At 36.8% G+C, this 21,476-nt stretch carries 19 protein-coding genes; 11 read left to right on the top strand and 8 right to left on the bottom strand.

Annotated features, from left to right (window positions below):
* The first annotated feature begins 2 nt into the window (after positions 1-2).
* The 5 genes from folK (at position 3) to fmt (ending at position 6,065) form a co-directional block, all read left to right on the top strand.
* Complete coding sequence (folK, locus tag BUA76_RS14655) at positions 3-419, top strand: 2-amino-4-hydroxy-6-hydroxymethyldihydropteridine diphosphokinase (RefSeq protein WP_072885537.1); 417 nt, start codon at positions 3-5, stop codon at positions 417-419.
* Positions 420-438: 19 nt separating this feature from the next.
* Positions 439-1,551: a flagellar motor protein MotB gene (locus BUA76_RS14650; RefSeq protein ID WP_072885536.1), complete on the top strand. Its 1,113-nt coding sequence runs from the start codon at positions 439-441 to the stop codon at positions 1,549-1,551.
* Between the two features lie 29 nt (positions 1,552-1,580).
* Positions 1,581-3,044: an OmpA family protein gene (locus tag BUA76_RS14645; protein ID WP_072885535.1), complete on the top strand. Its 1,464-nt coding sequence runs from the start codon at positions 1,581-1,583 to the stop codon at positions 3,042-3,044.
* An 80-nt stretch (positions 3,045-3,124) separates the two neighbouring features.
* Positions 3,125-5,035 (top strand): RecQ family ATP-dependent DNA helicase, encoded by a 1,911-nt coding sequence (locus BUA76_RS14640; protein WP_072885534.1) that lies wholly within the window; start codon positions 3,125-3,127, stop codon positions 5,033-5,035.
* An 82-nt stretch (positions 5,036-5,117) separates the two neighbouring features.
* A complete protein-coding gene (gene fmt / locus BUA76_RS14635; RefSeq protein WP_072885533.1) occupies positions 5,118-6,065 on the top strand; it encodes a methionyl-tRNA formyltransferase in 948 nt (315 codons plus the stop codon).
* Between the two features lie 120 nt (positions 6,066-6,185).
* Here the strand turns inward: fmt and ribB are convergent, their stop codons facing one another.
* From ribB to BUA76_RS14615, 4 genes are all read right to left on the bottom strand, one after another.
* A complete protein-coding gene (gene ribB / locus BUA76_RS14630) occupies positions 6,186-7,307 on the bottom strand; it encodes a 3,4-dihydroxy-2-butanone-4-phosphate synthase (RefSeq protein WP_072885532.1) in 1,122 nt (373 codons plus the stop codon).
* Positions 7,308-7,372: 65 nt separating this feature from the next.
* A complete protein-coding gene (locus BUA76_RS14625; RefSeq protein WP_083573243.1) occupies positions 7,373-8,377 on the bottom strand; it encodes an LLM class flavin-dependent oxidoreductase in 1,005 nt (334 codons plus the stop codon).
* Between the two features lie 257 nt (positions 8,378-8,634).
* The gene (locus tag BUA76_RS14620) at positions 8,635-9,006 is read right to left on the bottom strand and encodes a lipocalin family protein (RefSeq protein WP_072885530.1); all 372 of its coding nucleotides are present in this window, start codon (positions 9,004-9,006) and stop codon (positions 8,635-8,637) included.
* Between the two features lie 47 nt (positions 9,007-9,053).
* Entirely contained in the window at positions 9,054-11,183 is a 2,130-nt protein-coding gene (locus BUA76_RS14615) for a helix-turn-helix domain-containing protein (RefSeq protein ID WP_072885529.1), read from the bottom strand.
* A gap of 89 nt (positions 11,184-11,272) precedes the next feature.
* Between BUA76_RS14615 and BUA76_RS14610 the strand changes: the two genes are divergently transcribed.
* Positions 11,273-11,701 (top strand): hypothetical protein, encoded by a 429-nt coding sequence (locus BUA76_RS14610; RefSeq protein WP_072885528.1) that lies wholly within the window; start codon positions 11,273-11,275, stop codon positions 11,699-11,701.
* 110 nt (positions 11,702-11,811) lie between these two features.
* Here the strand turns inward: BUA76_RS14610 and BUA76_RS14605 are convergent, their stop codons facing one another.
* A complete protein-coding gene (locus tag BUA76_RS14605) occupies positions 11,812-12,348 on the bottom strand; it encodes a gamma carbonic anhydrase family protein (protein WP_029294496.1) in 537 nt (178 codons plus the stop codon).
* 146 nt (positions 12,349-12,494) lie between these two features.
* Between BUA76_RS14605 and BUA76_RS14600 the strand changes: the two genes are divergently transcribed.
* The 4 genes from BUA76_RS14600 to BUA76_RS14585 all read left to right on the top strand — a co-directional run bounded on the left by BUA76_RS14600 (position 12,495) and on the right by BUA76_RS14585 (position 15,154).
* The gene (locus BUA76_RS14600) at positions 12,495-13,373 is read left to right on the top strand and encodes a NifU family protein (RefSeq protein WP_072885527.1); all 879 of its coding nucleotides are present in this window, start codon (positions 12,495-12,497) and stop codon (positions 13,371-13,373) included.
* A 41-nt stretch (positions 13,374-13,414) separates the two neighbouring features.
* Entirely contained in the window at positions 13,415-14,461 is a 1,047-nt protein-coding gene (hemH, locus tag BUA76_RS14595) for a ferrochelatase (RefSeq protein WP_072885526.1), read from the top strand.
* 213 nt (positions 14,462-14,674) lie between these two features.
* Entirely contained in the window at positions 14,675-14,902 is a 228-nt protein-coding gene (locus BUA76_RS14590; protein WP_072885525.1) for a hypothetical protein, read from the top strand.
* Positions 14,903-15,154 carry a hypothetical protein gene (locus BUA76_RS14585; protein WP_072885524.1) on the top strand — a complete coding sequence of 84 codons (252 nt, stop codon included), beginning with the start codon at positions 14,903-14,905 and terminating at the stop codon, positions 15,152-15,154.
* Between the two features lie 157 nt (positions 15,155-15,311).
* Here the strand turns inward: BUA76_RS14585 and BUA76_RS14580 are convergent, their stop codons facing one another.
* A complete protein-coding gene (locus tag BUA76_RS14580; RefSeq protein ID WP_072885523.1) occupies positions 15,312-16,523 on the bottom strand; it encodes a type IX secretion system plug protein in 1,212 nt (403 codons plus the stop codon).
* Positions 16,524-16,666: 143 nt separating this feature from the next.
* Between BUA76_RS14580 and BUA76_RS14575 the strand changes: the two genes are divergently transcribed.
* Positions 16,667-17,305, top strand: coding sequence for an MBL fold metallo-hydrolase (locus tag BUA76_RS14575; protein WP_072885522.1), 639 nt, complete (start codon positions 16,667-16,669; stop codon positions 17,303-17,305).
* A 158-nt stretch (positions 17,306-17,463) separates the two neighbouring features.
* Here the strand turns inward: BUA76_RS14575 and BUA76_RS14570 are convergent, their stop codons facing one another.
* Together BUA76_RS14570 and BUA76_RS14565 are read right to left on the bottom strand one after the other, a co-directional pair.
* A complete protein-coding gene (locus BUA76_RS14570) occupies positions 17,464-17,979 on the bottom strand; it encodes a hypothetical protein (protein WP_072885521.1) in 516 nt (171 codons plus the stop codon).
* Between the two features lie 2 nt (positions 17,980-17,981).
* The gene (locus BUA76_RS14565; RefSeq protein ID WP_072885520.1) at positions 17,982-21,476 is read right to left on the bottom strand and encodes a DUF6443 domain-containing protein; all 3,495 of its coding nucleotides are present in this window, start codon (positions 21,474-21,476) and stop codon (positions 17,982-17,984) included.

Genomic DNA, 21,476 nt, shown 5'->3' with positions numbered 1-21,476 from the left:
ATATGTCGCAACATAAAGTCGTTTTGTTACTGGGAAGTAATCTCGGGGATCAAAAAAAAAATCTGCAGACCGCTCTGGATAAAATAAAACTGGCGGGAAATGAAATATTTAAAGTAAGTGATTTTTTAACATCCGAAGCCGTGGAATTTGCCAGTTCCAATATTTTTTGTAATATTGCATCAATAATATTCACTCATCTTTCTCCATTTCAACTCCTTACCCTATTAAAAAGTATTGAAGCAGAAATGGGACGAACAGACGATTCTGCTGTAACCGGAGGCCATACCGACAGAGTTATTGATATTGATATCGTTATGTTCAATGAGATAAAATTTATATCAGAAAGGTTAAAAATCCCTCATCAAAAACATCTTTCTGAAAGAGAATTTTCAAGAATATTATTAAAAGATTTTATCTAAAAACATAAAAACATATTGTATGAAATTAAGTTTATTGTTATTGGCTGCAATGCCTGTTGCAATGTATGCACAGGATAGTATTGCTGTCAGATCAAATGATATGTATCCTAATACATTTTCTTCGGGTTCTGCTCATGTACAACCTTTCAACAATGCATCCAGACGATTTAATGACTGGTCTGTATCCATTGGCGGAGGTGCTGCATTTATGGTTCACTCAGACCTTAAATCTATTACTGATCAAAAGATTAACTGGGGCTATAATTCGTATATAAGCCTGGACAAACAGATCTCTCATCTTTTCGGAATAAGTCTTATTTACCAAAAAGGTGAAACAACGCAGAAAGCACAGCTGGAAGGAACAGCAGGAATCGCTGCGGGAATCGGGGAAGCAAAAACGAAATATAATCAGATTGCTTTAATGGGTGATGTCAATTTTTCAAATCTTTTGAGAAGAGTAGACAATCATTCCCCCTACCGATGGGCCATGCATGGATATGCAGGTATAGGTATCATGAGCTTTAATACTTCACTGCATGATAATAATGAATTCAGATGGAGTACCGTACCCGCAAGAATTCCTTTGTTTATCAATCAGAAACTGGATATAAATTCCCTTTATTATCAATTGGGGCTTGGTATAAAATATAATGTATCCAGGCTTATTGATCTTGAAGCCAGAACCATGTATATGATTAGTGGTGACGATGAGTTTGACGGCGGAGGATATGCTGGACCGGCAGACTATGATCCGAGTTCTAATGTTTCTAAATACAACATGATCAATAAAAGAAGATCAGATAATGCATGGACCGTAAATCTCGGACTCTCTTTCAAACTGGGAAAACATATGACTCATCTCGCATGGCATGATCCTCTGCAGGAAGCATATTACAGAGCCAGTGTCCTTGAAAATAAGAGTCCGGAGCTTATCGTATGCGAAAAAGGCGATGCAGACAACGATGGTGTGTGCGACGACTGGGACAGACAGCCTGACACTCCTTCAGGAGCAAGGGTAGACGGAGCAGGAGTTGCCCTGGATATTGACATGGACGGCGTTATAGACCTGAATGATAAATGTGTAACCGTGCCGGGTCCGGTTGAAAATCAGGGTTGTCCTACAAATAAATAACTATTATTGAATAACTAAAAAAAATACATATGAAATTAAGTTTAGCAATTGTTGCATTAGCATTAGCTGTTCCCGCAACAGGCTTTGCACAAGACTCAACAGCAGTCTCTTCAGGCAGAGAATACCCAAATACATTCTCTTCAGGTTCCGCAAATATTTCCACGTTTACAAATAAATCAAAAAGATTCAATGATTGGGCAATCTCGTTTGGCGCCGGTGTGCCATTGGTTCAATCTGCGGATTTAACATCCATAAAAAATGGAAACGGTAAAGACTTATTTGGTTATTCAGCATACGTAAGTATTGATAAAGCAATTACTAATGCTTTTGGTATTAACTTACAATATGACAGAGGAGAAACCAGACAAGGCTGGTTCAATACTAAAAAAGATGCGCCTGCCAATGCTTCTATAAATCGACAGGTTGGCGCGAGAACACAGTATGATGCTATTTCATTAATAGGAGATATTAATCTCTCCAACCTGTTCAGAAGAATGGATAACCACTCTCCTTTCCGATGGGCTTTGCATGGATATGCCGGTTTGGGAACTTTGGCATACCGCGCCTATCAAAAAGATGAAACAGGAGACAGGATGGTTGCCGAAGTTAAACCATTTAAGCTGGGATCCATGTTCGCACAAGCCGGTGCAGGTCTTAAATTCAAGGTAAACCGAAGAATTGATCTTGAAGGAAGAGTAATGTATGCAATTACCGGTGATGATGAATTTGATGGCGGCGGTAATAAATACAGCGCTATCAATCAGCAAGAAGAGCAGGTTTCCGATAATTTCTTCAATGCAACATTAGGGCTTTCATTGAAATTAGGGAAACATGAATCTCATTTGATGTGGCATGACCCGCTTCAGGAAATGTATTATAAACTGGATGTTTTGGCCAGTAAAAACCAGGAGATCGAAGTATGTAAAAAAGGCGATCTTGACAACGACGGCGTTTGTGACGACTGGGACAGACAGCTTGATACTCCTGCAGGAGCAAGAGTAGATGGCACAGGTATCGCTCTTGATACTGACCTTGACGGAGTAATTGATCTTTACGACAAATGTGTAACCGTTCCTGGGCCGGTTGAAAACAACGGATGCCCTACGACGCCGGCACCTGTAACAAACGGACCGGTAGTCGAAAACGAAACAAAATTAGACGGAATTGAGTTTGATTTAAATTCAGACAGAATCTTACCTTCGAACACTCCTATCCTGAACAATGCCGTTAATTATATTAACTCATCCAACGGAACTTACACCGTGATCGGAGCAACGGATACAAGAGCTTCTGAAGCCTATAACCAAAAATTGTCTGAAAGAAGAGCAAATAATGTTAAAGATTATCTAATCCAGAACGGTGTCCAGTCGGATAAATTAAATGCTGTGGGAAAAGGTGAAAAAGCTCTTAAATATCCTGAGTGTAATCCCGCCACAAAATGCCCTGAATGGAAAAACAGAGCCAACAGAAGGGTTTATTTCGAGGCTAAATAGTATTTAAAATTTTTAAAATAATATTAAAGTCACGCTTTGCGTGACTTTTTTTGTCAGCTTAGTTTCACTATTTTTATCTCATGATTTCCCAACAAGATTTTCAAGAATTAAAATTCAAGACCTTACAATATTTTTGGGGCTATGATACCTTCCGGGATTCCCAGGAAGCCATTATTGATTCTGTTATTAATGAAAAAGATACACTCGTTCTTTTACCAACAGGTGCGGGAAAATCTCTTTGTTATCAGCTTCCTGCTTTATTGAAAGAAGGAACATGTCTGGTTATTTCGCCTCTTTTGGCATTAATGAAGGATCAGGTAAGCCAGCTGAAATCAAGAGGAATTGAAGCCGAATATTTGTCTTCTGAACTGGATGAATATGATGCTGAAGGTATTTATGACCGATGCAAAGAGGGATTAACCAAGTTACTTTACATTTCTCCTGAAAGATTAACCAATAAACAGTTTCTCCAGAATATCGAAGAAATTCAAATGTCTTTTATTGCGGTGGATGAGGCACACTGTATTTCAGAATGGGGGCAGGATTTCAGGCCTAGTTATCAAAATATTAAAGAATTCAGAAGAAATAATCCTAAAATACCGTGCTTGGCCTTAACAGCAACAGCAACACCGAAAGTTTTGGATGAAATCAAAGCAAAGCTTGAGCTTAAAAATCCCCAGGTTTTCCAGAGAAGTTTTAAAAGAGATAATATCAGAATTTTCACGGAAGAAGTTTCCGATAAATTTCAGAAAATTTATGATATCCTGAAGTTTACCAAACAGTCAGGTATTGTTTATGTCAGAACCAGAAAAGAAGCAGAGCTGCTGAGTGAGTTTTTACAAAAAAACCAGTTAAAAAACGTTGATTTTTTTCATGCAGGTCTTACAACAAAGGAAAAAAATGCCAAACAAACCATCTGGAATAACAGAGATAATCATGTTCTGATCTCCACGAATGCCTTTGGAATGGGAATCGACAAAGATAACGTCCGTTTCGTGATTCACTACTCTCCTGCTCCTTCAATAGAAAATTATTACCAGGAAATCGGAAGGGCCGGAAGAGATGGTGAAGAAAGCTTTGCCTTCTTACTCTGGAACAGGCAGGAACTTTCCAATTTTGATGATATTCTAAAAAACCAAATTCCGAATAAGGCAGAATTCTTAAAGATTCTTACCTACCTCTACTCCATTTTTCAGGTGGCGGAATTTGAAATGCCTGAAAAAGTTTTTGAGCTTAATTTAAACGGAATCCAGAATTTTACAAAACTTTCTTTAGCCAAAATTAAAAATGTTCTGAATTTTCTTCACAATCAGGAAATTATTTATTATAATGATCATAAAAGTCTTTCATCTCTTCAGCTTTTGATGCAGGCCGATGAAATTGACCAGCTTCCGCATAAAGATGCTTATTTTATTGAACTCATGCTTCGTACAGTCTCGGGAATTACCACACACAAAGTTATGTTCAGTGAGCAGCAGGTAAGCAATAAGATCGGCGTAAGTATTCATTTAATTAAAGAACGATTAAAAGAAATTCAACAGAAAGGATATATTGAATACGTAGACGGGGCACTCTCCAGCGTTAAATTTTTAAAGCCGAGAGACGAAAGATTGAATCACTCCCAGTACTGGAAGCTTTTTGAGCATATTCAGAAAAACAAAATCCAGAAATGGGAAGAAATGAAATTTTACATTGAAGACAACCGTTACTGTAAAATGAAGCTGATTCTTACCTATTTCGGCGAAAAGAAATCTAAAAACTGTGGAAAATGTTCAGTCTGTGAAAGAAACAGGCAGTCTATTTTTGGGAAAAATATTTCTTCTGAAATCATTCAGGTTCTTGCTAAAAAGGCTTGCACCATAGAAGAAATTTCCATCCAGCTGAATTATCATCCGAAAGAAAGTATCCTAGAAACCCTTATTTATCTTTTGGATTCCGGTAAGGTAAAAATGCTTAATTTCAGAACATATGCGATTGTCCAACATGAGTAATCAGTAATGCGTAATGAATAATAAATTTTTAATAATTTTTTTTAATCTTTTAATCCTTTGATAAAGACCTTATCTTTGCGGTATGAAATCATTGAAAGTCGTTTTTTTAGGCACCCCGGAGTTTGCAAAGACTTCTTTGGAAGCCATTCATCAATCTCATCATGAAGTAGTGGGTGTTGTAACCGTAGCGGATAAGGCGAGCGGACGCGGACAAAAAGTTAACCAGTCACCCGTAAAAATTTTTGCAGTGGAAAACAATATTCCTGTTTTTCAGCCTGAAAAATTAAGAAACCCGGAATTTTTGGAAGAATTGAGAAAACTTGATGCCGATGTTTTTGTAGTGGTTGCGTTCAGGATGATGCCGAAAGTGCTTTTTGAAATGCCAAAGATGGGAACTTTCAACCTTCATGCATCGCTGCTTCCTGATTACAGAGGCGCTGCCCCTATTAATTATGCCGTAATCAACGGTGAAGAAAAAACAGGAGCCACTACTTTTTTTATCAATGAAAAAATTGATGAAGGAAATATTCTACTCCAGGAAGAATTACCGATTTTCCCCAATGAAAATGCAGGAAGCCTTCACGACAGGCTTATGGAAATGGGTGCAAAACTCGTAGTGAAAACACTGGACGGATTAGCTGAAAATTCTATCACCGAAAGACCTCAGCCCCACGTTGAACATCCTAAAAATGCTTATAAAATTTTTAAAGAAGATACTAAAATAGACTGGACCAAAAATTCCAAAGAGATTCATCAGTTTATCCTGGGGATGTCTCCTTATCCTGCTGCTTTTACGACATTAAAAATCGGAGATGAAGAAAAAGGATTAAAAATTTTCGGCGGTGAATTTAAAGTTGAAAGTCATGATAAGGTAGCCGGAACTTTGGATATCTCAAAAAACGAATTTAAAGTCTACACTGCAGACGGAACATATTTCCCTTTAGAATTGCAGCTGGAAGGAAAGAAAAGAATGAACATCAAAGACTTTCTTAATGGATTCAGAAGCTTTGAACAAATAAAAATGGCTTGAGAAATTCTCAGGCCATTTTTATTTGTTGTCAATGGTAATTTTTCTTCGCAATTGATAGTCAATTTAAGCTAAACTAGGTAAATTGACAAGCGTAGCGAATTGACCATTCACTATTCACTTTTATAGCTGCACCATCTCCGTCACCTCAACATCATACCCTCCAACCTGAGGCTTGATATTAGGATTCTGAGTGATTACCTTAAATTTATTGATTCCAAGATTTTTCAGGATCTGCGTTCCGATCCCGTAATCTCTGTAATTGTAAGCTAATGTCGGGTGCTGAACCTGTCCGTCCTGATAATTCAGGAACTGCTGAAGCTTTCTTAATGTATTTTCGGAATTGGAAACGTTATTGATGAAAATAATAGCTCCCTTTCCTGCTTCATTCACCATACCGGTTACTTTTTCCAGTAAAGGCTTTTCACCGTTATTTAATCTTGTAAGTACGTCAAAGTAAGAATCGGAAGACTGAACTCTTACCAAAACAGGCTCATCCACTGTCCATGCACCTTTTGTTAAAGCAAAATGAATCTGATCATTTGAAGTTTCCCTGAATGCAAAAAAATCATACTCACCATAAGCCGTTTTTACCTTTCTTTCTTCAATTCTTTCGATAAGATTTCCTTTTTTTAGCTGATAATGGATCAAATCTTCGATTGAAACAATCTTCATATCATGTTTCTGTGCAAAAGCATACAATTCCGGTAAGCGTGACATCGAACCGTCTTCGTTCATGATTTCACAGATCACCCCTCCTTCTTTCAATCCTGCAAGGCAGGTAAGATCAATGGCAGCTTCTGTATGTCCTGCTCTCTTCAATACACCTCCTTTTTTTGCACGAAGCGGGAAAATATGTCCGGGACGCATAAAATCGGTTGGTTTTGATCTTTCATCCATCAAAGCAAGAATGGTTTTCGCTCTGTCGGCTGCGGAAATACCGGTTGATGTTCCGTTTCCAAGAAGATCTACCGATACGGTAAAGGCAGTTTCCTTCGGATCACTGCTTCGGCTTACCATTACTTCCAACCCAAGTTCATCACATCTTTTTTCAGGCAATGGCATGCAGATTAAGCCTCTTCCGTGAAGAGCCATAAAATTAATGATCTCCGGTGTCGTCAGTTCTGCGGCACAAAGAAAATCACCTTCATTCTCCCTGTCTTCATCATCTACTACTATGATTATTTTACCATTTTTAAGGTCTTCAATAGCCTCCGGAATAGTATTTAATTTAATATCAGACATTTTTACTTTAAATTTTCGCAAAGATACTCATAAAATAAGCATCTCCCAATTATGATAAGGGTTTGTTATATTTTTAATATAGCGTCTTTAGCTTTTCTGAAAATCGAATAAGAATCTAATCTTTTCTGATGGTCATAAATATGAGAATTAATCATCAGTTCATTAACATTAAATTTCTCCTGGAAGCTTTTAAGCTGTTCTTCAATTTCAGCCTGATCACCTATGAGCGTATAGCGCAGTTTCTGTAAAACCATTGTTTTTTCCATCGGTGACCAGATGTTATCCATATCATCAACCGGCGGAGCAAAAGGCTTTCTGTCGTTTCGGATGATATTAATAAAAGCCTGGAATAAAGTGGTGGAAATTTTGTGGGCTTCTTCGGAAGTTTCTGCAGCTACCCCATTGATACAGGCAATAATATAAGGTTGGTCACAATATTCTGATGGTTCGAAATTCTGTCTGTAAATATTGAAAGCCATTTCCATCTGTTCCGGAGCAAAATGCCCGGCAAACGCATAAGGAAGTCCGAGTTCTGCCGCTAAAAAAGCACTATCCGTACTCGAACCCAGAATATACAAAGGAATATCAAGACCTTCTCCCGGAATGGCCCGTACCAATGCTTCAGAATTTTCTTTAGAGAAATATTTCTGTAACTCCAGGATCTGTCTTGGGAACTGCTGATTGATAATGGCCGGATTTCTTCCTAACGCCTGCGCTGTTAAGCCGTCGGTTCCGGGAGCTCTACCCAGTCCCAGATCAATTCTTCCCGGAAAAAGAGATTCCAGGGTTCCGAACTGTTCGGCGATGACCAGGGAGCTGTGGTTCGGAAGCATGATTCCTCCTGATCCTACCCTGATTTTTTTGGTTCCGTTGGCAATAAAGCCGATCAGAACAGAAGTAGCCGAACTGGCGATGCTTTCCATATTGTGGTGTTCCGCAAGCCAGAATCTTTTATAATATAAATTTTCAGCATGATTTGCCAAAGACAAACTATCCTGAAAGGTATCGTGAATGGTCTTTTCCTGTTTTACCGGAGCAAGATCCAGCACGGATATTTCGAAGTTTTGCATAATTTTAAATTTTAGGCTCTAAAAACCAAGCAAATTTAAAACTAATATTTTGCATTAGTTACTTTTTGTAATTGATAAGACTGATCGGTGAATTCAGGGAAAAGCTATTGGAAATTTAATATTCTTAATTTATCCTACATCAATCTTTATTGTAAAAAGATGTCAGCGGTACCATAAAATTATAGGCTCATGTTAATCAGGATTTGCTCAATAAATAATAAGAAGGCTGGAATTGGTTAACCAGCCTTAATATTTAATTATTTTCCATTCTTATAACGCTTGTAAGTCTGTTTGGATTTTCCTTTTTCCTGATTCTGCATAACAAGTATATCATCAGTAAGCTCATGAATTTCAAAGGTTTTTTGCTTTCCTACCATTGTTATTTTGAGGATTTTCTTGGATTTTTCAATCTTATAAGGTCCTGTCATTCCTCCGATCATCGCTTTCGTTTTACCATCTTTCATTTCCAATGTGGCAGTACTGTCCTTTTCAAATGTAAAAACTCCGGTGGCAGTGGTATTTGCAAAAGAGTCCTGATACCAGGATCCAATTAAAAGATTATAATTTAAATCCTCTTTTTTATCAGAATTCAAAAACAATAAAAAGAAAAAAGTAAATAAATATTTCATGATAAATAGTATTTACTGTTAAAAATACAAAATTATTTTTAAAATAATTAGATCTTTCCTTTTTCTTTCAGGTAATTAAAATGATTAATTAAAATCCGGATTTCATTAAATTCAAAATGGCTTGGCAATGCATTTTTCCATTCCGTTAAAGTTTCTTTAGGTTCAGATTTAAATAAGTCTTCAAAAGCTTTGATTTTATCCGAAGTAATCACCCTTGAAATATCCAGCAATCCCTGCTCTGCAAATTTCGCCAGATGCCCGATTACCGTTTCTTTTACCAATCCTCTTTCTAAAGCAATCTCTGAAATGGTTTTCCCCTGTTCAAACAACTGAAAGGTGAGAACCTGGGACGGTACTTTGGCAATTTTCATGCTTACTTCCTGATTATTTTTTTCATCCAGAAGTTTCGTTTCCAACAGATGAATTTCTTTCAAACTGTTTAAATATTCTTCAATATCCTCCAGCCAGTTTCTGAATTCTTCGTTGTATTGTTTTAAACCTTTCGTTCCTTTAATTTCAGCATAGAAATCCTTCAGCGGACTGAAAACTTTATCCCTGATTTCTGTAAAAAAGAAATTAACCGCACCTTTGGTTTTATTTTCAATTTCAGACCATTCTTCTTTCTGTTCGATAAAATTATTAACCTTCTGGGAAATGACTCTTTCCAGTTTTTCAAATATTTTACCGAGGTTTACAATTTCAGGTTTTAGCTGATTATACAATTGTTTTGTTTTAAGATGATCAAGACTTTTCGTAACAATGGATAAATTATTCCATTCTTCCACCTCTTTCAGCAACCATTGGGAATCTACCGTACGAAGAACCTTTCTGATACTGTAATCATACTTTTCATTATTTAAAATAGTTTCAACCTTATCATTGGCTACCGTATCGCTGTGAAAGTGAAGAATTCTGTTATCTTTAAAAATGACCTCCGGGGTAATTCTTGATTTTAAAACAATACCTTCCAGTGTTCGACAACGGGATAGCGCTACATACACCTGCCCTGCCGTGAAACTTTTCCCTGCATCAATAATCACTCTGTCGAAAGTAAGCCCCTGGCTTTTATGGATGGTAACTGCCCAGGCGAGTTTTATCGGAAATTGTTCAAAACTTCCCAACACTTCTTCCTTGATATTTTTATCGGTATCAAGGAAATATTTCTTCTGTTCCCAGACTTCCCTTTTTACCGTAATTTCTCTTTCGCTGCCGTCAAGAATTACCTTGATTTCATTTTCTTCCAGTGCGGAAATTTCACCAAGTTTTCCGTTAAAATATTTCTTCTCTCCGGAAATATCATTACGGATAAACATAATCTGGGCGCCTATTTTTAAATCTAAAAACTGCTCATTCGGGAACTGGTTTTCCTTGAACTCTCCGAAAAGTTTGGCCTCGTAAGTTTTAGAACTGACCTTTAGTTCATCCAGCTTTTCCTGATTGATATCATCTGCCATTTTATTATGAGAACATAGGTAAACATACGGCTCGCCGCCCATGTCAAAATCAGGATCGTATCTTTCATTTAGATGTTCAAAATCAATATTGGCCACATCGCCGTCCCGGATGGCATTCAGGATGGCAAGAAAATTTTCATCAGACTGCCGGTACACTTTCGTAAGCTCAATCGTAATTAAAGGAATTTCCTTAATGGCGTGACTGTCGAAGAAAAACGGAGAATGGTAATACATTTTTAAAATATGCTCATCTCTCACCACCGGCGGAAGCTGATACAAATCTCCGATGAATAACATTTGAACTCCTCCGAAACGCTGATTATTTCTCCGGATAAACCGCAGGGAAAAATCCATCATATCCAGAACATCGGCACGAAGCATGGAAACCTCATCAATGATGATGATCTCTACTTCCCGCAGAAGTTTCAGTTTATCTTTCCGGTATTTGAAATGCGGCATCAGGTCGGCAATATTATTTGCCAGACTGGTATCAATTCTTTCAGTTGTCGGAAGAAAAGTCCTCAGCGGAAGCCCAAACATAGAATGAATAGTAACGCCGCCCGCGTTGATCGCAGCAATTCCTGTAGGTGCAACAACAATATGTTTTTTGCGGGTTCGTTTTACAAAATCATTAAGAAAAGTGGTTTTTCCGGTTCCCGCTTTTCCTGTTAAAAATACACTTCGGTTGGTATGTTCTATTAAGTCAAAAAAATGATTGTTCATCGCCGTCAAAATTACGGAAAATGAAATGTAAATCCTTACCTTGGCATAACTTTTGAAAATTCTTCAACATAACGAGAGAAAAACAACTTATGAAAATCCCTGTATTAGCCATTTGTACGATGCTTCTTGCGGCTTCCTGCTCTTCTACAAAAAATACGGACGCCAGTCTTCCTAAAGATATTTCGGAAAGACCTGCTGATGAAAACAGCCAAAAATATGATCAGGCTCAGCTGGATAAATTAAAAGCTTCTATAGAATCTGAAATTTCAAAAGAAAAATGCACCAATGCTGCAGAGTGGACATTTGCACCGATGGGAGCCAAAGGATGTGGCGGACCTCAGCTGTATATAGCTTATCCTAAAAAAATGGAAACTTCCATCTTACCAAAAATCAATGATTATACGGAAAAGGTAAAAGCATTTAACCAAAAATATTCTACGGTCTCCGACTGTATGATGGTAATGCCGCCTTCATCAATAAAATGCGTCAACGGAAAAGCCGAACTGGTGAATTCTTAACAATTTATAAAAAAATCTTGCTCTACACAGCAAGATTTTTTATTATGACAATTTAAATTTGGAATGGCTGATTCAAAATAAATTTACCTTTCACAATTCACTATTGCCCATTATCCTTCCACGTGCTTTACGTTTTCTTTGTACCATGAAGAATATTTCACATAATTATCGGCAATTCTGTTTACCTCTCCTTCAAGCAGCTGGGAATTAATATCTTTAATTTTTCTGGCCGGAACACCGCCCCAGACTTCACCGGATTTGATGTGTGTACCCTGCGTTACAACAGAACCTGCGCCTACAATAGAATTTTCCTCAACAAGACAATCGTCCATAACAATTGCTCCCATCCCAATCAATACATTATCTTTAATGGTACAACCGTGCACAATGGCATTATGACCGATAGAAACATTATTCCCTATATTCAAAGGATGTTTCTGATAGGTACAGTGCAGCATCGCATTGTCCTGAACATTCACTTTATTTCCCATCTTTATATAATGAACATCTCCCCTGATTACCGCATTATACCATATACTGCAATCCCGTCCCATGGTAACATCACCGATGATGGTGGCCGTTTCTGCCAGAAAGGTATTCTCTCCTATCTGCGGTGCTTTCCCTAAAAGTTCTTTGATCAGTGCCATATTTAATTTTAAATTTTGTAGTAATTGATTGAAATTAGGATTATCATTCATGATTTTTAAATCACGTCGATAGCAAAAATCTAACTTCTTATCTCCCGCTTCTAATTTCTAATTGCGTATTTTTGTATTTCAAATTTAAAGAAAAAATGCATACTATACTTATAGAGCCTACTGAAAACCCGAAAGTGATGAAATTTGTGGCGGATTATAACCTGATTCCCGGTTCCCTGGAACTGGACAGAGATTCGGACATTTCAGAAATTCCCATGGCACAGGAGCTTTTCAACTATCCGTTTGTGGAAAGAATTTTTATTACGGCTAATTTTGTAGCAGTTGCAAAACAGGATACGGTAGCATGGGAACATGTTGCTGAAAGTCTGAAAAATGTAATTGAAGACGAGCTTCTGGCCAATCCGAGAATTTATCTTCAGAAGAAAAAAGAGCTTTACCAGATTTATGCTGAGATGACCCCGAATCCTAATGTGATGAAATTCGTCTCCAACAGATTGCTCATGGAAGGCTTTGTTGAAGTGAAATCGAGAGACACTGCAGACGGTGTTCCTTTGGCGCAGGCAATTTTTAAAGAATTCGATTTTGCCAAAGAAGTATTTATTTCGGACAATTTTGTTGCCGTAACAAGAGACAATTCCGTAGAGTGGCATCAGGTAATGATGACAGTGCGTGCATTGATTGCAGAATATCTTCAGAACGGAGGAGAAATTTCCAATATTGAAGCCCAGAAACATGAAAATCCTGTAGAAAAAATCATCAACAGAGATTATACGGAAGACGAGCAGAAAATTTCTGACATCCTTAATGAATATGTGGCACCTGCCGTAGAAAACGATGGAGGAAAAATATCCTTAATGGAATATGATCAGGAAAATAAAACGGCAAAAATGCTCCTGCAGGGAGCTTGCTCCGGCTGTCCAAGCTCTACTGCTACCCTGAAAAACGGAATTGAAAATATCTTAAAACAATTTGTTCCCGATCTGGTAGAACATGTAGAAGCCGTGAACGGATAATATAATTTCGCAGAAAGATTGTAAACTTTAAATAAAAAAACTTGGAGAAAGAATTCTCAAATTCAAAGAAAGGAATTTTATTGGTAAATCTCGGTTCGCCAAAATCTACGGATGTAAAGGATGTAAAGGAATATCTTGATGAATTCCTGATGGATGAAAAAGTAATCGACTACAGATGGATCTTCCGTGCACTTCTTGTACAGGGAATTATCCTGAAAACACGTCCACCGAAATCCGCAGAAGCCTATAAAACCGTCTGGACGGATGAAGGATCCCCTTTAATCGTTATTACCGAGAAAATTCGTAAGAAATTACAGAAACAAGTGGATGTTCCTGTAGAAATCGGGATGAGGTATGCCGAACCCAGTATTGAAACGGGAATCCGTGCTCTTGCTGAAAAGGGCGTTACCGAGATCGTCCTTTTCCCGCTGTATCCACAGTATGCAATGAGTACTACAGAAACCGTTATTGAAAAAGCTGAAGAAGTAAGGAAACAGAAATTCCCGGGAATAAAAATCAATTACATCCAACCATTCTATAACCGTGAAATGTACATCAATTGCCTTGCCGAAAGCATTCGCGAGAAGCTTCCTAAAAATTTTGACGCACTGCAATTCTCTTATCACGGGGTTCCGGAAAGGCATATCTTTAAAACAGATCCCACCAAAACCTGCAATCTCAACGATTGCTGCACAAGGGAGAATAACCCGAGTCATCAGTTCTGCTATCGTCATCAGTGCTTTAAAACTACAGAAACCGTTATTGAAAAACTGAATCTGCCGAAGGAAAAGGTTATTGTATCGTTTCAGTCCAGGCTTGGAAAAGATAAGTGGATCGAGCCTTATACGGATGAAACCTTTGAAACCATCCCTAAAAAAGGAATTAAAAATCTTGCGGTTGTCTGTCCTGCTTTTGTTTCCGACTGCCTGGAAACACTTGAGGAAATATCGGTTGAAGGGAAACATCAGTTTACAGAAGCCGGAGGAGAAAATTTCCATTATATCCCCTGCCTGAATGATGAAGACCGGTGGATTGAAGTCGTTAAAACATTATGTGAGGAAAAACTCAATGAATTTTATTTAGTTTAAATATCAGCCTTCAGTTTTTGAAGGCTTTTTTATCATTCGATATTTAATTTCGTAAAAAATACCATTACCCCCCCAAATTCTAATCAATTATCAAATATTTTATATTTTATACCTAAATACCCCTAAAATTTTTAGCAAAATAATTTAAATTTAAATATTTTTCTTACCTTTACCCCAACAAAACAACCTCATTAACCTTTAAAAATAAAAATGATGAGTGCAACTGCAGAAATTTTAAAAAGAAAAATTGAGAATTTCGGTCCTGATGCTTTAGAAGCTTTTGTAAAAATGATGGAAAGCTTTGAAGAGAAGAACACTCCTGCGATTTCACCGTTTCATATGGATGAAATTCTGTACAGGATTCAGTTTCACAATGAAAATCCTTCTACCAAACTGGATTTTTACGAAAATATTTCAGAGCTGAAAAAGTATTGTGCCTAAATGAAAATTCTTCTTTCTTCAATTGCAAAAAATGATATAAGGCTCCTTATGAGGGTTTTTAGTGCAGAAAACAAACAAAGAGGAATCGACTTTCTGGAAGGCCTTAAAGCAACCATCAATGGTATAGCGCAGCATCACGAAAGATGTAACGGGATTAACACCTGCTCAATGGACGGCTTTCCTGTCACTATTCATTACGTTTTTGAGAATGAAGAAACACTTTTTGTAACCGCTATATTTAAATTAAACTGATTTCCAGACTATTATTATATGAAGCCTTGCAGATTTCATCTGTGAGGTTTTTCTTTTTAGTTTATAAAATTATCTTCAAGATTTTTGAAACCTTAAAGGTTTGTTTATGATGCAAATAATTTACTGTTGAAAAATTAAAAGTTATGAAAACTTCAAGTTACCTCACCGGAGTTCTGAACTCGCCATATCCCATCAGTCCATCGTAATTTCTTCCGAAAGGGGCATAGTATAAAAATGCCTGATAGAGATTTTCCGTTTGCCAGAAATTCCCGTTGACTTCCCCGAAATTAAGGCGTCTGTCCGGATTTTTTGTAGCGAGGATATAGTTGTAGAAACCTTGTTTAAGATAAATTCTGGCGACATATTTTTTGTTTTCCGAATCGTATTGCATCAGGTTTTCTTTACCAGGCTTGAAATCATTGAAACCTCCCAATACGTAAATTTCTTTATCTACAGGATCCGAATCAAGGGAAAAATACACCCAGGAATAATCTGCTTCTCTTTCTGCATCTCTTTCCCTTCCCAGATCATTTCTTCTGTAATACCACGCGCCATTAACATCGGGCTGATATTGATAATTTAACGGAAAAGCCCACACCGGATGAAGAAACGTGTTATTGACACCATCTTTCACTTCTGTTGCGCGAACCATATCTGCAGCCATATTCATGTTTTTATTATCAAAATAATAAAACTCATTATTTCCGGGAAAAACCAGAGAAAGCTGCTGAAATAACAATTGATTTCCGAGTGTTGCGCTTGGCTTTAAATTATTTACAGCCATGTTAGGATTATTGTTCTGCATAACATTCAGCGTCATTGAATTGACATTGGAGGAAAGATCCCCACCTTTGGAAACCGCTTTCACCTCGATTCTTTGATTGGCTTCGGGATTTCTGGCATCGGCAAATCTTGAAACACCTACCGCCAGTGTTGCGGCATCTTCCACAAGATAGAATCTTCGCTTGAATAAGGGCTGATCTGCTGAGTTTTTGTAAACGATAATTTCATAATTCCCTGAAATTTTAAGCTGCATTTTATCATTCGGGAATATAAGCTTATAATGAGTATAAGACTGAAGCGTATTGAAAGAATACTGAAACCTGTCCAGCAAAGCATTTAAAGTACCTGTAGCATATTCGGTAAAGAAAAGATTGTCGTCTTCCCAGTTTCTGTTGTAGTGTTTGATGGTATATCTGTAAATTTCGCTGGCATTGGTGAGGTCATCAAAACTCAAAACCAACTGCTGGTTAAAATAGATAACCGGCGTTTCATCGTTGGTCTGTGGATTAAACAGCTGAATGCTCTGGATATTCTGTCCAAAAACAAGTCCGCTCAGGGTAAGTAAAAATATTCGCAAAGTTTTCATTATGACGAAGATAAAGAAAAATGCGAGATTTTTCATCCGATCCAAAGGTTTTAATGATATTTTAATTGGGAAATATTTCGATCTGACTATTTTAAACACAAACTTTTGTGATTACATTTGTTACTTAAAAAAATATAAATCATATGCTTCAGATACAAGGTTTCGTATTTAATTTCGCCAGTGAAAACACCTACCTCATTTACAATGAAAACAAAAATGCCTGGCTGATTGATCCGGGAAATATGAATGATATGGAAACCAAAACACTGGAAAATTTCATCAGCGAAAAAGAATTAAAAATTAATAAAATCCTTTTAACCCATGCCCACATTGATCATATTTTAGGACTTCAGTGGGCTTCCGATACTTTTAAAGTACCTGTTTTTATGCATAAGGATGACCAGGAGGTGCTTGATATGTTCCAGATCAGCGGAATGCGTTTCGGGATGACGCTTGAGCACATCCATGCAGACATTCGATATATCAGCGAAAATGATGAACTGGAGCTGGATGGTGAAAGATTCAAAATTTACCATGTTCCCGGACATTCGCCAGGGAGTATTATCTATCATAATGAGAATCAAAAATTCATGATTTCCGGAGATGTTCTTTTTGAGGGAAGCATTGGCAGAACTGATCTGTTTAAAGGGAATTATGAACAGCTGATTGAAGGAATCACAATGAAACTTTTTATCCTTGATCCTGAAACAAAGGTTTTCTCAGGCCACGGAAATCCTACGACTATTGGTTTTGAGAAAGTGTATAATCCGTTTTTCAGGTAATGAAAATTGTAAAAACCTGCTATCTCAAGGATATATTTGCAAATGTACTAACATTTGCTAAGAATCAATACCGTTTATTTCATATATAAAGAAATAATTTAGATCTAAATATTATTATGTGCATAAAAAAGGTCGTCTCAAAATTGAGACGACCTTTATCATTTTATGTCAGTACTATCCTTTTTTTCAAATGTATTATAATACCATAATCTGATCTTTTCTTCCAATGACTCTGGTTTTTTTTGAGGATCAAATGCTTCTTTACCTCCATTATTAATCATTTCTTCTGAATATCCTCTTTCTCTGAATATTCTTTCTCTGTTTTTATTGGCAATTATTATAAATCCAGCAACAACTGTGATTATAAACAACAGAACCTGAATAACGTTTTTTAGAGAAAAAACATTATTATCCATAAGAAAATTCTTTTTGTTAAGGTAAATATAATTCGGCAGCCATATTATTACGATCAGCAAAAAAATGTACAATGGAGGAATTACGGTATCATTATAACCATTCAATTCAAAAATTCCCTTTATAGAGTACAATACAAGTAATATTAGTAGTGAAATAATAAAGGATGTTTTGAGTACTAAAATCCTTTCATTATCTTTTTTGAAAACAATTTCAAGGAGCTTATAAGTTGAAAAAGCGAAATAGTTATATACTTTCATTTTTATTTAAAGATAAATGGTTGACCAAACAACGGAGTGATCTCGTTTGAAATACCTTCAGGTTTCTTAAATAAAGGTGTTCCTGTGGTTTGTTCCCATAATGTTTTTCCACCGAAATAAAACATTCCGCACAAAGGACACCAAAAACTCAGGACTCCGGCTCCGACATCAAAAAATGCTTCTGTACCTGTGATTTGTCCCGATAAATATTGATAGGACGTAAAGCCCAGACCCAAAAAGCCTAAAGCAGTTCCTCCGGCTTCCAAAGTATTCGCAAGACCGCCCGCCAATCTGGTTGGTGTCCTAAAGGTACCAATAGATTTTGGTCCCCACCAAACTTCTCTTCCTATTTTTCCTACACTTTCTACCGATCGCATAATTCTTGCTGAACTGGAAGCCGTTACCTGTCCCAGTCTTGCCATTGCAGGAGAAGTTGCAGGGTTATTAACTACTTCATCCAGTTTCTGATATCTTGGTATTATACCTTTACGAGCCTGCTGTGTTGTATTATTTGGTACGGAACTAACCTTTGGCATATCTCCTTTTGCAATAACACCCTCACCCGAAGGCGGATTAGCAGTTACTTCGGCCGTAGCGGATTCCGGCACTTCATAATATCCTAAAAAGCCATTTGAAACCGTTGGATTTTCCGGAGTATTTCCGTAATGCTCATACATTTTATTTTGAGCATTCCATCTAAAGATACCATCATTATCGACATAATATGCCAATCCTTTTACGGGAGGATAAACAGCTCTTCCGTCCGGATCAATCATATTAAGCGGATTATTCAAGGTATAATTATATGGACTAAAACCATGATACTTTTCTGATAAGGGGTCAATTACGCCCCATCTTCCTAAATCAGGCATATAAAATCTCGCCCCGAAATCATACATTCCTGTTTCCTGTAGCTCTTTTCCACTATATCGATCAAAATAAGGCACGGAAAACTCCTGCAAATTATCAGATCCATTATAGCCTTTATGCATTAACCCAAAAGGATAATAGTTATTTTCTTTCCAGAAAATAATTCCTCCACCGTCTACTGACCCATATGTAAATCTAATATTTCCCAGGTGGTCTTTATAATTATAGATGTACTGTGTTCTATCATATGCGTAGATTCCTTCAGTAGTAGGAATCACCTTTAAAATTCCATTTTCATACTGAAATCCATCTAAATAATCAGTTGTTGTGGCACTAAGTGTTTTCTTAAGTTTTGTTCCGTCAGCTCTATATAGATAAGATATATTCTCTTGGCTGGTTGTAAATTGTCTGGGAAGATTAAGGTAATTATATAAGATCCCGGATATGCCTTTATCTTTTTGATTGATCATATTACCATTTAAATCATAATCAATTACGTTTCCACCGATTGGATATCCTGAATTATTAGGAATAGCATCTGTTACCTTAGAAAGCCTGTTAGAAAGGTTATTGTTCGCGTATTCGTATGTTAATTCATCGATTTTCATCGGTGTATTTAATCCCAATGAAGGTGCCTGAAATCTATTAAGCGTCTTAATGTTGCTGTTTTTATCATACGTTAGAATTTCATCATAAAAGTGGTTTTGCGTTTCTGATGTTAAATATGGCGTTAAAAATATACCTTCTGTAAGTCTGTTTAACTGATCATATTTATAAGCATATCTCCTGTATAATCCGTCAACAGATGTTTTCCAATCCATTTCTGAAACACTTCCGTTATATTTAGCTATTCCATTTTGAGCATCTTGCGGGTTTTGATATTTCAGCTTCATTGCAAAAAAGCTTGATCCTAAATTTTCCGGATCATTAACCTGTGTAACCCATCCCCTGATATTATATTTATAAGTAATTGTTTGTAAAGGCACAAGATGATCATCATCCTGCCCTACTTGCTTTTGTGCTAACTGGCCTAATTCATTATAAGAATTTATGCTTAAAGGTTCCTCCTGCTGATTATTAACCTTATGCTTTTGAGCTAATATTCTATTTTGTTTATCATACTCAATCGTTTCTTTTGTACGGACTTCTTCATCACTATTTGTTCTTTTATGATACACATAAGATTCCTTGATTAAACCTGAAAAATCCAACAGCTTTTCTCTTTTTGTATATCCTCCTAAATAATTAATTGAATAAGTTCCGATAAGTCTTCCTTTAGGATCATACCAATTATAACCTTTAGTCCAGTTATCATCATCAATGTTTTTGACAAAGGATGCAAGCGGCAAATTTTTAGTATTAACGGATGAGCTCTGCACGTCTGAAAGTACCGTTTGTCCTAAGATTTGTGTAGGAAAGAGTGGTGATGCAAAAGGGTATGTATCATAATAGTTAACACTTAGTATGGTCATACTGCCTGTGGGAAATGCATTTTTTGTATACCAAATATCCAAGCCATTGAGTGAAAATGGTGTGTTAGTCCGCACTTCATTGTTTGCGGCATTAGCAGCCATGTTATTTAGGGCAGTCTGCATTGACAATCTACTTGCAGTATTTGCAAAAAATCCCGTATAGACAATTCTGCCGAACTGATCGTATTTAGTAAAAATCCAGCCTTTCTTATTAAAATTATTATTTAGTGAAGCCAGCATGGGATCTTGTGTAAGAACAATCCTGTTCTGTTTATCATACACGATGAATTCCCATCCTTCTTTTCCGGGTTGTCTCTTTTCAACCAAACGACCTTTATTATCATAACGATACTGATAGCATAAAGCATTTAAATTTGTAGTATCAATATTCGTTAAGCTGGCGGCTGATGGGGGAATAACAAAAGCCAGCTGGTCATATTCATTATATACATAATACGTATCAGCATTTTCCGAGCTGCTGATAACTTTTCTGTTTAATACTAATTTCCCTTGTGCATCAATAAATTCAATAACCTGAATATTATCTTCATCTACCCTTATTTTTTTGTATAACTCACTATTGCCGTAGCTTCCGCTTATATTTAATAAAGAAGATGTTGCTCCATTAGACCAGCTTGTTACCGTTACATATTTTTTTACCTCTCCGGCGATATTCCTGTCGTAACCGAATTGAAGAGGACTGCCCGACCAGTCATTTCCTACCTGAAACTGTTTCTGAATATTGTCGAAAGGGGAACTTTCAAAGATCTTTTCAGAATAGATTTTTTCGTTACCATATATGGCAGGATTTGTTGCATTGGTTAAAGGATTGGTATAAAAAGCCCCATTTTGCGTACCTTGCTGAGGAACCGGAAGATATTCTCTAGCCTCTCTTCCAAACTCATCATAGACCTTGTGACTTACCACGTCATTTCCTTGCGGTGTATATTTTACTTTAACGCTCTGCTTTATTCTTCCAATACCGTCAAAATATTGTACAGTTTGTAAAGGTGGCTTTGTTAAAGTATCTGATCCCTTAGACACATAATTTTTTACTAAAATATAGTTTTCGGCATTTGATAATCCTGAACTCTGGGCATAATATACATTTACCCAGGATAAAAGAATTATAAATAATATTTTATAGCTTTTCAT

The sequence above is a fragment of the Chryseobacterium takakiae genome (genome assembly GCF_900129385.1).
Lineage (GTDB): Bacteria > Bacteroidota > Bacteroidia > Flavobacteriales > Weeksellaceae > Chryseobacterium > Chryseobacterium takakiae.
This window is presented reverse-complemented; position numbering and strand designations above follow the sequence as displayed.

What these genes read in the sequence shown, in the direction of transcription:
- BUA76_RS14620 (WP_072885530.1), bottom strand. Translation starts at nt 9,006, where the DNA reads ATGAAATATTTATTTACTTTTTTCTTTTTATTGTTTTTGAATTCTGAT.
- BUA76_RS14600 (WP_072885527.1), top strand. Translation starts at nt 12,495, where the DNA reads ATGCATACTATACTTATAGAGCCTACTGAAAACCCGAAAGTGATGAAA.
- BUA76_RS14610 (WP_072885528.1), top strand. Translation starts at nt 11,273, where the DNA reads ATGAAAATCCCTGTATTAGCCATTTGTACGATGCTTCTTGCGGCTTCC.
- BUA76_RS14580 (WP_072885523.1), bottom strand. Translation starts at nt 16,523, where the DNA reads ATGAAAACTTTGCGAATATTTTTACTTACCCTGAGCGGACTTGTTTTT.
- BUA76_RS14590 (WP_072885525.1), top strand. Translation starts at nt 14,675, where the DNA reads ATGAGTGCAACTGCAGAAATTTTAAAAAGAAAAATTGAGAATTTCGGT.
- BUA76_RS14625 (WP_083573243.1), bottom strand. Translation starts at nt 8,377, where the DNA reads ATGCAAAACTTCGAAATATCCGTGCTGGATCTTGCTCCGGTAAAACAG.
- fmt (WP_072885533.1), top strand. Translation starts at nt 5,118, where the DNA reads ATGAAATCATTGAAAGTCGTTTTTTTAGGCACCCCGGAGTTTGCAAAG.
- BUA76_RS14575 (WP_072885522.1), top strand. Translation starts at nt 16,667, where the DNA reads ATGCTTCAGATACAAGGTTTCGTATTTAATTTCGCCAGTGAAAACACC.
- ribB (WP_072885532.1), bottom strand. Translation starts at nt 7,307, where the DNA reads ATGTCTGATATTAAATTAAATACTATTCCGGAGGCTATTGAAGACCTT.
- BUA76_RS14570 (WP_072885521.1), bottom strand. Translation starts at nt 17,979, where the DNA reads ATGAAAGTATATAACTATTTCGCTTTTTCAACTTATAAGCTCCTTGAA.
- BUA76_RS14640 (WP_072885534.1), top strand. Translation starts at nt 3,125, where the DNA reads ATGATTTCCCAACAAGATTTTCAAGAATTAAAATTCAAGACCTTACAA.
- BUA76_RS14645 (WP_072885535.1), top strand. Translation starts at nt 1,581, where the DNA reads ATGAAATTAAGTTTAGCAATTGTTGCATTAGCATTAGCTGTTCCCGCA.
- BUA76_RS14650 (WP_072885536.1), top strand. Translation starts at nt 439, where the DNA reads ATGAAATTAAGTTTATTGTTATTGGCTGCAATGCCTGTTGCAATGTAT.
- BUA76_RS14615 (WP_072885529.1), bottom strand. Translation starts at nt 11,183, where the DNA reads ATGAACAATCATTTTTTTGACTTAATAGAACATACCAACCGAAGTGTA.
- BUA76_RS14565 (WP_072885520.1), bottom strand. Translation starts at nt 21,476, where the DNA reads ATGAAAAGCTATAAAATATTATTTATAATTCTTTTATCCTGGGTAAAT.
- BUA76_RS14605 (WP_029294496.1), bottom strand. Translation starts at nt 12,348, where the DNA reads ATGGCACTGATCAAAGAACTTTTAGGGAAAGCACCGCAGATAGGAGAG.
- folK (WP_072885537.1), top strand. Translation starts at nt 3, where the DNA reads ATGTCGCAACATAAAGTCGTTTTGTTACTGGGAAGTAATCTCGGGGAT.
- BUA76_RS14585 (WP_072885524.1), top strand. Translation starts at nt 14,903, where the DNA reads ATGAAAATTCTTCTTTCTTCAATTGCAAAAAATGATATAAGGCTCCTT.